The 11,638-nt window shown below is 34.9% G+C and carries 11 protein-coding genes and 1 tRNA gene; 7 read left to right on the top strand and 5 right to left on the bottom strand.

Annotated elements, in window-relative coordinates; genetic code table 11:
- A partial coding sequence (locus J2X17_RS16070; RefSeq protein WP_310300179.1) for a transposase occupies nt 1-138 on the top strand: 138 nt, incomplete at its 5' end.
- Between the two features lie 153 nt (nt 139-291).
- Here J2X17_RS16070 and J2X17_RS16065 read toward each other — a convergent pair.
- Together J2X17_RS16065 and J2X17_RS16060 are read right to left on the bottom strand one after the other, a co-directional pair.
- A tRNA-Val gene (locus tag J2X17_RS16065) sits at nt 292-369 on the bottom strand.
- A 742-nt stretch (nt 370-1,111) separates the two neighbouring features.
- Nucleotides 1,112-2,347 carry a bifunctional folylpolyglutamate synthase/dihydrofolate synthase gene (locus J2X17_RS16060; RefSeq protein ID WP_310300165.1) on the bottom strand — a complete coding sequence of 412 codons (1,236 nt, stop codon included), beginning with the start codon at nt 2,345-2,347 and terminating at the stop codon, nt 1,112-1,114.
- A 131-nt stretch (nt 2,348-2,478) separates the two neighbouring features.
- Here J2X17_RS16060 and J2X17_RS16055 point away from each other — a divergent pair, with 131 nt between their 5' ends.
- Both J2X17_RS16055 and J2X17_RS16050 read left to right on the top strand, forming a co-directional pair.
- Nucleotides 2,479-3,174 (top strand): MotA/TolQ/ExbB proton channel family protein, encoded by a 696-nt coding sequence (locus J2X17_RS16055; RefSeq protein ID WP_310300162.1) that lies wholly within the window; start codon nt 2,479-2,481, stop codon nt 3,172-3,174.
- Between the two features lie 3 nt (nt 3,175-3,177).
- Complete coding sequence (locus J2X17_RS16050; RefSeq protein ID WP_310300159.1) at nt 3,178-3,573, top strand: ExbD/TolR family protein; 396 nt, start codon at nt 3,178-3,180, stop codon at nt 3,571-3,573.
- A gap of 655 nt (nt 3,574-4,228) precedes the next feature.
- Here the strand turns inward: J2X17_RS16050 and J2X17_RS16045 are convergent.
- The 3 genes from J2X17_RS16045 to J2X17_RS16035 form a co-directional block, all read right to left on the bottom strand.
- A complete protein-coding gene (locus J2X17_RS16045; RefSeq protein ID WP_310300156.1) occupies nt 4,229-5,134 on the bottom strand; it encodes an energy transducer TonB in 906 nt (301 codons plus the stop codon).
- A gap of 466 nt (nt 5,135-5,600) precedes the next feature.
- Nucleotides 5,601-6,827, bottom strand: a complete 1,227-nt coding sequence (locus tag J2X17_RS16040) for a Glu/Leu/Phe/Val dehydrogenase dimerization domain-containing protein (protein ID WP_310300153.1) — start codon at nt 6,825-6,827, stop codon at nt 5,601-5,603.
- A 143-nt stretch (nt 6,828-6,970) separates the two neighbouring features.
- Complete coding sequence (locus J2X17_RS16035; RefSeq protein ID WP_310300151.1) at nt 6,971-7,546, bottom strand: chalcone isomerase family protein; 576 nt, start codon at nt 7,544-7,546, stop codon at nt 6,971-6,973.
- Between the two features lie 486 nt (nt 7,547-8,032).
- On the opposite strand from J2X17_RS16035, the gene J2X17_RS16030 reads away from it, so the two are divergent.
- The 4 genes from J2X17_RS16030 to J2X17_RS16015 all read left to right on the top strand — a co-directional run bounded on the left by J2X17_RS16030 (nt 8,033) and on the right by J2X17_RS16015 (nt 11,636).
- The gene (locus tag J2X17_RS16030; RefSeq protein ID WP_310300148.1) at nt 8,033-9,175 is read left to right on the top strand and encodes an acyl-CoA dehydrogenase; all 1,143 of its coding nucleotides are present in this window, start codon (nt 8,033-8,035) and stop codon (nt 9,173-9,175) included.
- Between the two features lie 146 nt (nt 9,176-9,321).
- Nucleotides 9,322-10,296 (top strand): M28 family peptidase, encoded by a 975-nt coding sequence (locus J2X17_RS16025; RefSeq protein ID WP_310300145.1) that lies wholly within the window; start codon nt 9,322-9,324, stop codon nt 10,294-10,296.
- Between the two features lie 38 nt (nt 10,297-10,334).
- Nucleotides 10,335-11,012 carry an SDR family NAD(P)-dependent oxidoreductase gene (locus J2X17_RS16020; protein WP_310300142.1) on the top strand — a complete coding sequence of 226 codons (678 nt, stop codon included), beginning with the start codon at nt 10,335-10,337 and terminating at the stop codon, nt 11,010-11,012.
- Between the two features lie 12 nt (nt 11,013-11,024).
- On the top strand, nt 11,025-11,636 hold the full coding sequence (locus J2X17_RS16015; protein WP_310300138.1) for a SprT-like domain-containing protein: 612 nt from the start codon (nt 11,025-11,027) through the stop codon (nt 11,634-11,636).
- Nucleotides 11,637-11,638 lie beyond the last annotated feature (2 nt).

Raw genomic sequence — 11,638 nt, 5'->3', positions numbered from 1 at the left:
CTAAACTATTTTGATAACAGAAGTACAAATGCTTCGGCAGAATCCTTTAATGCAAAAATAAAAGCATTTAGAAGCCAATTTAGAGGAGTAAGAAATATAGACTTCTTCTTATTTAGGTTATCGAATCTTTTTGCCTAATCCCCAACTTTTGCGCATGATCCATTGTATTGATCCTCTGAATGAATTGTACGAGAGGAAGCTGTATAGCTTCAGTTTTACAAGATTTGAATTATTGTGCATTTCAGAAAATAGTGGAGCAAAAAAAACTCCCTAATATCTTAAGGAGTTTCTTGGTGGGCGATGAGGGGTTCGAACCCCCGACCCCCTCGGTGTAAACGAGGTGCTCTGAACCAGCTGAGCTAATCGCCCTATTTTACTAGGTTGCTATCATTTCGTGATTGCGAGTGCAAATATACGCTAGTTTTTGAGTTCTGCAAAGAAAACACACTAAAAATTTAAAGTTTTTTTAATGTGTTTTCTATCTTGTTGGGGTAGAATTTGTTATGATCGTAAATTTTTAGGTTAAATTTCTATTTTGATAGCGACGGAATGTTCCTGTAGATATAATCGCTGTGTTTTCCGGTGAAAGATTTTTCCAACTCATCAAAAAAAAGTATCGGCATCTTTGTCATTGGGCCAGGTTGTTTTAATAAGTTCGTCTATTTTTTTTACTGGATTTTTATAAATCTGCCAAAGAATCATAGAAAAACGCTTCCCTAAATCAGTACTGGTAGAACCCCACCAATGTCTAAAATGGTTGATAAGCTTTTATAAACGGATCTTTGAATGTTATTTTTTCATTGAATTCTTTTACATTTTTTCCTTTTCCGGCCATATTCATCTGTGATTTTCGAATGTAACAATCATTGGTTTTTTGGTTTGGTCTTTATAATGGATTTCACCAACAGAAGTAATGCTTTGGTAGATTTCATCTAAATGAATGGGAGTGTAAAATTTATCATATTTTTTAAAGAAGGCAGTTCTGGCTTTTTCGGCTGGCCAGGCCTTTTTAACCAATTCATCGCTGACTCCGTTTGCTTTAAATTTAAATCATTAAATATTAAATAGTTGTGATTTAAATGTGAATTTTAAAACTCATTTTCAGCTGCATTTAACTTTCTTTATTTAACGGGAGTTCGGCCACCACAAAAGTACTTCCGCCTACATAAATGAAATCATTTTTTGTAGCTTTTTTCTTTGCGCTTAAAAAAGCTTTTTCCACCGATTCATATTTTTCTCCCATTAAATTGTACTTTTTGGCTGTATCTTGCAGTATTTCAGTACTTAGTCCCCTGGACGAATCGGGTCTGCAGAAATAGTACTGTGCTTTTTTTGGGAATAGGGGCAAAATCGAATCCAGATCTTTATCGTTCACAACGCCTAAAACAATATGGAGATTTTCAAAAGTTTCTTTCTGAATCTGATTCATTACAACTGCTAACCCGTGTTTGTTGTGGGCTGTGTCACAAATGATTTTTGGATTTTCTTCAAGTTGCTGCCATCTTCCTTGTAAACCAGTATTTATAACGACTTTCAATAAACCGTTTTTTAGATTTTCATCTGAAACTTTGAAGCTAGTTGTAGCATTCAAAATACTAATCGTCTGCTGAACCGTTTTTTTATTGTGAAATTGATAATCTCCAATTAAATCCGAAGGAAAAACTTCTGAAATTAAATCAGCAGCAAAATAAATTGGCGCTCTTTTGTCTTCGGCTTTAGCCAAAAATACAGGCTGTGTTTCCGAAGTATATTCTCCAATAACAACAGGAATATTTGATTTTATAATCCCGGCTTTTTCACCTGCAATTGCCGCGGGAGTATTTCCTAAAAACTGTGTATGATCTAAATCGATGTTGGTAATGACCGAAACTAAAGGGGTGATAATATTGGTAGCATCTAATCGTCCCCCTAAGCCAACTTCAATAATCGCAATATCTACTTTCTCTGAAGCAAAATAATCGAATGCCAAACCAACAGACATTTCGAAGAAACTCATATCATTTGCTTCAAAAAAGGTTTTGTGTTTTTCAATAAAATTACAAACAAAATCTTCCGAGATTTCTTCACCGTTAATTTTAATCCGTTCTCTAAAATCTTTTAAATGCGGCGAAGTGTACAAACCAACTTTATATCCGGCTTCTTGTAAAACGGATGCTAACATATGCGAAGTCGATCCTTTGCCATTGGTTCCCGCAACATGAACGCATTTTAGTCTATCTTGCGGATTATCAAGATGTGCCGCCAATAGTTTAATATTGGTTAAATCTTCTTTGTAAGCCGAAGCGCCCTGAAGTTGGTACATCGGAAGCTGATTAAACATCCAGTTGGTGGTTTCCTGATAATTCATGTAATTGGGATAAAATAGTTGTTGATTGAAATAATTTTCGTTTTTTTTAGTTTTATATGAGAGCGAAAATTATCTTTATTGCAAATTTCAAATATTTTTTAGAATTAATTATTAAAAACCAGAATTAATATATGTTTAGTTTTATTCAATTACAGACAGATACCATTACAAACGCCGCATCTAACGTAGTTATCGAAAAAATTGCACCAAATACTGAAATCTCAGTTTTAGGATTTATCTTAAAAGGAGGTTTTTTCCTTATTCCAATCGCTATTTTATTGTTTTATACTTTTTACGTAATTATAGAGCGTTACTTATACATCAGTAAAGCCTCGAAAATTGATAGCCGATTAATGCAGGATGTAGGTGATAAATTAAATGCTGGAAATATTGAATTAGCCAGAACAATTGTTGAAAGAAGCGATACTGCTGCAGCAAATATTTTGAAAGAAGGTGTTCTGGTTATCGGAAGACCAATTGCAGAGATTGAATCGAACATGGACCGTGCCGCTGATATTGAAATCGGTGAAATGGAAAGACGTTTAGGTCATCTTGGACTAATTGCAGGTATTGCACCAACGCTGGGTTTCATCGGAACAATTTCCGGAGTTATCAAGATTTTCTACAGTATTTCGGTTACAGAAAATATTAGTATTGGGAATATTTCCGGAGGTTTATATGAGAAAATGATCAGTTCTGGTTCTGGGTTAATTGTGGGTATTATTGCTTACAGTGCTTACCACTTGCTGAACGGAAAAATTGATGATTTTGCTTTAAAAATTCAGAAACAAATTTTAGAATTTGTCAATATAATTCAAAGAGCATAAGGTATGTCTATTAAGAGAAAAAGAAGATTTCATGCCGAAGTGGCGACTTCATCGTTAAGTGATATTATGTTTTTCTTGCTGTTGTTTTTCCTTATTATCTCAACGCTTGCAAACCCGAATGTTATTAAAATGACTTTGCCAAAAGCGAAATCAAATGAAAAAACAAACAAACAGCTGATCAGTTTATCAGTTACAGAAGATAAAAAATTCTATATCGACAAAGAACCAGTTGATTTCGAAAATCTGGAAACCAGTTTAATGTCAAAAATAGGAACAGATAAAGATCAGACAGTTGTCGTTCGAATTCCATTTAACCTTCAGGTACAGGATTTAGTTGATGTATTGCAGATAGGAGTGAGGAACAATTTAAAGTTCGTGATTGCTACCAGTCCGAAGTAAAATTATCATCAGGGCGTGACCACAATAAAAAAATGGGCCAATCAGCATAACGTTGATTCGCCCATTTTTTTATTCCGGTCGGGCTATCCGCGCTACTTCGGTAGCCAGCTACTATCCCTCACGCGGAAAAAGAGAGAATAGAGTGAAGAATATAGAATATAGAATAAAGAGTATAGATGCAAGAAGCAAGAGTATAGAAGCAAGAGTATAGAAAAAGGAGTATAGAAAAAGGAGTATAGAAAAAGGAGTATAGAAAAAGGGGGTAGATAAAGAAAAAGTAACCACAAAGTATGTCATTGCGAGGAACGAAGCAACCTCACTAGAATAAGCAACCCAATCTTGCCATTCTGAACAGGAATCTCCGAAATTAATTCCTCAAAGTAAAGTAACCACAAAGTATGTCATTGCGAGGAACGAAGCAACATCACTTAGTATGTAACACAATCTTGTCATTCCGAGGAACGAGGAATCCCCGCAAGTAACTCCGCAAAGAAAAGCCAATCTTTGTCGAGCTTCTTGCGGGGATTCCTCGTTCCTCGGAATGACAAACTAAACAAATAAAACATAAAAAAGGCTTTCTGAAATATGTCAGAAAGCCTTTTTTCTATTATTGTTAGTGAGATTGATTCTTTCCTCGCAATGACAAGATTGTGTTCTAATTCAAACTAAAATTATATATAATTTGACCTATTTGTTTTGCTGCTGCATTCTCATCAGGAGACCATTTCGTATTCATTGCGGCAATTTTCGCTTGCTCTAATAAACAACTTGCTGTATTGGTCGTCCCTTTTATTCCTGCCCTTGCACTTATAGTTTTTCCGTTTTGGTCTACTGTAACTTCGACAACTACTTTTCCTTCTTCGTTACAAGTATATTTAGGTGCAGGCTTCGATAATGCTTTTCGTCCGTTTAAAGAATATCCTGTGCCGCCACCAGAACCACCGCCGCTTCCTGCTCCATAACCGCTTCCTGTGCCAATACCATTTCCGGTTCCGTTTCCTCCGCCTGTTCCGCCACCAGAACCTCCGGTGCCGTAATAGCCATTAGAATTTAAACTTCCACCTGCTTTTCCTTTGTTACCGGCAACTTTATCGTCGCCATCACCACCTTTATTTGATCCTTTCATAATGCTCGATAAAGCATCGTTTGTTGAGTTTGAAACTTTTGGTTTTTCAGGAACGGGTTTTGTTTCGGGTTTTACAACTGGTGTGGCTTTTTTTGGTTTTTCCTTTACTGGAATAACGACATCGTTAACATCATCGGTTGTATTTTCTTGAGTTATGATTGCTTCGTCAGGAGCTGATTTTGCAGGAGTCGCTTTTGCTTCGTTTTTTACATTTAAAACTTCGCTTTTATAATTTGCTCCGGAACCTAAATCACTGTCGCCAAAATTCACGGTTACACCGCCACCGCCGCCACCGCCATCAGCAAGTGCGACATTGTTTTCCGGATTATATGGAGGCCAAAAACGTATGAAAAATAACAGTAATAAAAAGGCAGCATAAATTGCTGTCGTTATGAGTAGTGATTTCTTTTTGTCTGAAGAATCCGTAGAAGTCATTTTGATTCTGAATTTTGTATTGTATCTTATTAAAAACGTTTAAAAGTAGTAAAAATTGTTTAGAATCAAAGAAGGAATTTAACCGCAAGATTCGCTAAGGTTTACGCAAGGTTCGCTAACTTATTTCCCGCAAAGTCGCGAAGTCGCAAAGTTTTTCTTTTTTAAGTTTTTCTTTGCGCTTCTGCGCCTTTGCGAGATTAAAAACAAAAGCTATGCGTATGTTTTTTTCACGCAGATTTGGCGGATTTTAGCAGATTTAATTTTAAAATAGATCTGCGAAAATCTGCTTAAATCTATTTTAAATCTGCGTGAAATTCTAACCACAAGCCAAAATCTGCTCAATCTGCCAAATCTGCGTGAAAAAATTAATCGCAAAGCATGAAATCTTTTAATCATTAAAATCTGTGGCAAAAAAAAAACGAGCCAAAGATAACTTGGCTCGTTTAAAAGAAGAGTGTAAAAAATATTACACTAATTGTTTCAATGCAATCTCAAAAGCAGTTGCACTTATATTTGTTTTTGATGGATTCAAAGCGTGAGCCTTAACAATCGCATTTTTTATAATTTCTGAAGTATCATTAAAGATCGCCTCATCCGTCATTTGAACTTTTTTCTCCATGAAATAAGCAAAAACTCTCGCCATTCCGCAGTTTGAAATAAAATCCGGAATCAAACTTACTTTATGATCAACTTCTTCCATGATTGGTCCGAAGAAAATTGCTGCGTCGGCGAAAGGAACATTCGCACCACAAGAAATAACTTCTAATCCGTTTGCAATTAAGCTGTCAATCTGAGTTTGTTGTACCAATCTTGAAGCAGCACAAGGAGTGAAAATTTCAGCACCAATAGTCCAGATTTTAGAATTGATTTCTTCAAACGGAATCATATTATCCGCAACCAATTTATTTCCGTCCTTATTTAAAAACAACGTTCTGATTTCTTCAAAAGAAAAACCATCTTCGTTGATTAATCCACCATCACGATCAATAATTCCGATTACTTTGGCTCCCATTTCGGCTAAATAAAAAGCTGCTGCAGATCCAACATTTCCAAATCCCTGAACAATGGCTTTTTTACCTTTAATGTCACCACCGTAAGTATTGTAGAAATGACGAACAGCTTCAGCAACGCCATAACCTGTAATCATATCAGCAACAGTATATTTTCTGGTTACATCCGGAGAGAATTTTGGATTTTCAATAACCTTGATAACACCTTGACGCAATTGACCAATTCTGTTGATTTTATCAGCTTCAGTGGGTTTAAAATGTCCGTTAAAAACACCTTCCTGCGGATGCCAGACACCACATTCTTCTGTCATCGGAATAACTTCGTGAATTTCATCAACATTCAAATCTCCACCTGTACCGTAGTAACTTTTTAACAATGGTGAAACTGCCTTATACCAACGTTGTAAAACACCTTTTTTACGAGGGTCGTTCGGGTCAAAATTAATTCCTGATTTTGCACCTCCAATAGCAGGTCCGGAAACTGAAAATTTAACTTCCATTGTTTTTGCCAATGACAAAACTTCATTCATATCCAAGCCTTTTCTCATTCTCGTTCCACCTCCTGCGGCTCCTCCACGAAGTGAATTAATTACTGTCCAACCTTCAGCTTCTGTTTCAGAATCTTTCCAGTTAAAAACAATTTCAGGTTCTTTATTTTCAAATTGCTGTAATAAATCTTTCATTTTGTTGTGATATGTTTATTTTGTGTAAAAGTATAAAATAGAATAATGCGAATAATGTATTTTTCAGCAATTTTATTTAAAGAAAAAAAATAAAGCCGAAAACATAACGTTTTCGGCTTTGAGATTTTTAAGAAATCAGGAGATTATATTCCTAATAAATGCTTTTTTAAAGTATCGTCAACTGGTTTATCTGAAAGCCAGATTCCGAATAATGCTTTTTTGAAATCAAATCCTGGGATTTTTCCTTTTACAACATCATTTTTAATCACATTAATAGTTTGATCAAGCGGGTTGTATGCCAGAATAAAAACATCTTTTTCTGTAATGGCATCACTTAATAACGATTTAAATTGCTCGATTCTGGGACGTAGTTCCTCAAGATTACTTCCTGCAGATTTTTCAAAACCAGTATTCATTGCTTTGGTCAATTTATTTGAAGAAACCATAGATGAAGTAATTTCGATACGAATTGCCATCTCTGTGTCACTATCAATAATAAATTTTGGGTCCTGGCTTAATTGTGATAAATACAAGGCCTGAACGTAAACTTCTAACCACATTTTTGATCTGCCACCGGCACCATTTAATTGTAACGTTTTTTTTTGAAATTCAATTTTTCTGGGAACAGTTACGCCATTTACTTCTAATTGAGTTTGGGCTGAGACTGTAGAAAATTGTAAACTTAAAAGCATTGTAAGTACAAATAAAATCTTTTTCATAAGCTGTCAATATTATAATTTTTAGCCAAAAATAATGTTAATTTCTCAATATTCAGGTGTTTTTCAAGGTGTTTTTTTAATCAAATTTTGTGATATTTTCACCGTATGAGATTAATAATCAATTTAGTAAGAGTTGTTTTACGTAGTTTTACCGGGTTGTGTAGCTGTTTTCAGAATTTATGAAGCAATAATTCTCACAAACTTTTGATTTGTGCTGTTTTTATCTGCAATTTTATTCTTAAATTTTAGAGAAATCATTGCTAAGTTGTTGTCTCTTGCCTTAAATTTCAATATTATTACGAAAACGTTATCGTAATTATTGCTGATCTATTAATTTTATATGCATGCATTGTTAATTTGCCATTTAAAATTTATCTTTGAAAGCCATTTTCAACAAAAAAAGGCAAGGAAAAACAAAATAAACCACTGACTTGACTAAAATGCCTGCATTTTGGTTTCAAAAAAACAATAAAATAAATTACTACTATGGATTTCAATCTTACTGAAGAGCATTTAATGATTCAACAAGCCGCCCGAGATTTTGCACAAAACGAATTGTTGCCAGGTGTTATTGAACGTGACGAAAAACAAATTTTTCCGACCGAACAAGTAAAAAAAATGGGACAACTTGGATTTATGGGAATGATGGTTGATCCGAAATATGGAGGAAGTGGATTAGATGCTATTTCATATGTAATTGCTATGGAAGAAATCTCAAAAATTGACGCATCTGCTTCTGTAGTAATGTCTGTAAATAACTCTTTAGTTTGTTGGGGTTTACAAGAGTACGGGACCGAAGAACAAAAACAAAAATATTTACCAGGTCTGGCTTCAGGAGAAATTCACGGTGCTTTTTGTTTAAGCGAGCCTGAGGCGGGAAGTGATGCAACTTCACAAAAAACAACAGCGATTGATATGGGTGACCATTATTTGGTAAACGGAACAAAAAACTGGATTACAAATGGTAACACGGCTTCTGTTTATTTGGTAATTGCGCAAACGCATCCGGAAAAAAAGCATAAAGGAATTAATGCTTTGATTATGACTAAAGATATGCCAGGGTTTTCGATCGGGCCAAAAGAACAAAAAATGGGAATCCGTGGTTCTGATACGCACTCTTTGATGTTTAGTGATGTAAAAGTTCCAAAAGAAAACAGAATTGGAGAAGATGGTTTCGGATTTAAATTTGCGATGAAAACTCTTGCAGGCGGCCGTATCGGAATTGCTTCTCAGGCTTTAGGAATTGCTTCCGGAGCTTATGAATTGGCTTTGAAATATTCGAGAGAACGTAAAGCTTTCGGAACAGAAATATGCAATCATCAGGCTATCGCTTTTAAATTGGCAGATATGGCTGTGAATATCGAAGCAGCTCGTCATTTATGTATGAAAGCAGCTTGGGATAAAGATCAGGGTAAAAATTACGACGTAAGTGGGGCAATGGCGAAATTATTTGCTTCGCAAGTTGCCATGGATACTGCAGTTGAGGCTGTTCAGATTCACGGTGGTAACGGTTACGTAAAAGAATATCATGTAGAACGTTTCATGCGTGATGCAAAAATTACTCAAATTTATGAAGGAACATCTGAAATTCAGAAGATTGTAATTTCTAGATCAGTTATTGCAGGATAATTATTATGCTGTTTTTATAATTAAAACCCTTTCAGCTTTTTTAGCTTTGAAAGGGTTTTTTTACGATTATTTTTTTTACTTTTCAGAGGTTTATGCTTTAAATCAATCATTTACTTCTTGAAGATTATTAACGCAATTCTATTCTTATGAAAAAACTTTATTTTCTCCTTCCATTTTTTTTATTGGCTTGCAAATCGAATACTTCGCCAGTAAACAATAAGAATGCTTCGTCACCAGAAAAAACAGTATCGATTAGTTATAAGGTAGAGCAATCTGAAGTTTCCGATTTTCTGAAGTATCTTTCTTCTGATGAATTAGAAGGTAGGGATACAGGAAGTAAAGGCATTGAAAAAGCGGCTGTTTTTTTAGAAGATTTTTTCAAGAAGAATCATGTAAAACCTTATTTTAAATCCTATCGCGATACACTTACTAATTTCAAAACATCAGCTTATAACATTGTTGGTGTATTAGAAGGAACAGATCCGGATCTTAAAAAGGAGTTTGTTGTTTTAAGTGCGCATTATGATCATATTGGTTTAGAAAAAAAAGAACAGCCTGACGTTATTTTTAATGGAGCCAATGATGATGCTTCTGGTGTTACGGTTGTGGCACAAATGGCAAAATATTTTGCCGAAACTAAATCGAACAAACGCAGTATTCTTTTTGTGTTTTTTGCCGGAGAAGAAAAAGGTTTATTAGGTTCTAAAAGTTTAGTTCCGAAACTTCAAAAGCTTAATTTCAATTTATATACCCAATTGAATATTGAAATGGTTGGTGTGCCAATGAAAAGAGATTTTCTGGCCTACGTAACAGGTTTTGATAAGTCGAATATGGCTGAGAAAATTAATGAGTATACAGGTAAAAACACTATTGGGTTTTTACCTAAAGAAGCCGAATATAAATTATTCTACAGATCTGATAATTATTCTTTTTACGAAGCCTTCAAAAAGCCTTGCCAGTCTATAAGTACTTTTGATTTTGAAAATTATGATTTCTATCATCATGTTTCTGACGAATTTAAAGTAATGGATATTCCACATATGACTTCATTTATTCAAGAATTATTGCCGGCTGTAACGCAAATTTCATCGACGCCGACTGAAGAAATTACGATGAAATAATAATCTTTCTTTTTATTGGATTTGCTTATTTTTGCGTCATGAAAAATATTATTGTTACAGGAACGAGTAGAGGAATCGGATATGAATTGGCTTTGCAATTCGCAAATGCCGGTCATCAGGTTTTGGCTATTTCAAGAAAAATACCTCAGGCACTTTTAGAACATCGAAATGTGACTTGCCTCTCAGTTGATTTGGCAGATGAAAGTAGTTTGGATGTTGTAAGTGATTTTCTTTCATCAACATGGAAAAAAGTTGATGCAGTAGTGCATAATGCCGGTGCGTTATTGTTGAAACCTTTTGCAGAAACTACTCAGGCCGATTTTGAAAGTATTTATAAAGTGAATGTTTTTGCTGTTGCGAATCTTACCAGAATTTGTTTGCCATATCTTCAAAAAGGGAGTCATGTTGTAACAATCAGTTCGATTGGCGGCGTAAGAGGAAGTCTTAAATTTGCTGGATTGGCGGCTTACAGTTCAAGTAAAGGAGCTGTTATTACATTGACTGAATTACTTGCAGAAGAATATAAAGAAAAAGGAATATCATTTAACGTTCTGGCATTAGGTTCTGTTCAGACAGAGATGTTAAATGAAGCGTTCCCGGGTTATCAGGCACCAATTTCAGCTGAAGGAATGGCGACTTATATTTATGATTTTACTTTGAATGGGAATAAATATTTTAATGGAAAAGTATTAGAGGTATCTTCTACAAACCCTTAATTAATAATTATCTTGAGCGATACATTAGCTAAATATATACCTGAACATGCTGTAAAGCCTGTTTTTGATTTGATTGTTGCCAATCAGGTTCATCTTAAAATCGTCAATGAGCGCCAGACGCGCCATGGCGATTACAGGCGTGGGCATACTGGTAAGCATGAAATTACGGTAAATGCAAGTTTAAATAAGTATCGGTTTTTGATGACTTTAATTCATGAGATTGCACATTTGGTTGCTTTTGAAAAGTTTGGACGAAACATAAAACCGCATGGAGATGAATGGAAATTTACTTTTCAACGTTTGATGGTTCCGTTTATCAGACCTGAGATTTTCCCCGGGCAGCTACTTCCATTATTAGCGAGACATTTTAAGAATCCATCTGCAAGTAGCGATACTGATACGACTTTGTCCTTAGCGCTGAAGCAATACGATGCGCAAAACGATAAAAACTACGTCTTTGAGATTCCATACGGAAGTGTTTTCAGAATTAAAAATGGCAAAATATTTAAGAAATTGGCCGTCCGAACAAAACGTTTCGAATGTATCGAAATAAGTTCCGGCAAAACCTATCTTTTTAATCCAAATGCTGAAGTGGAATTGATTAATATTAATGAGAAATTCTAATA

The organism is Flavobacterium aquidurense (genome assembly GCF_031458035.1).
Classification (GTDB): Bacteria; Bacteroidota; Bacteroidia; order Flavobacteriales; family Flavobacteriaceae; genus Flavobacterium; species Flavobacterium aquidurense_C.
Note: the sequence above shows the minus strand (reverse complement) of the source record. Positions and strands in the feature narration are given on the sequence as shown.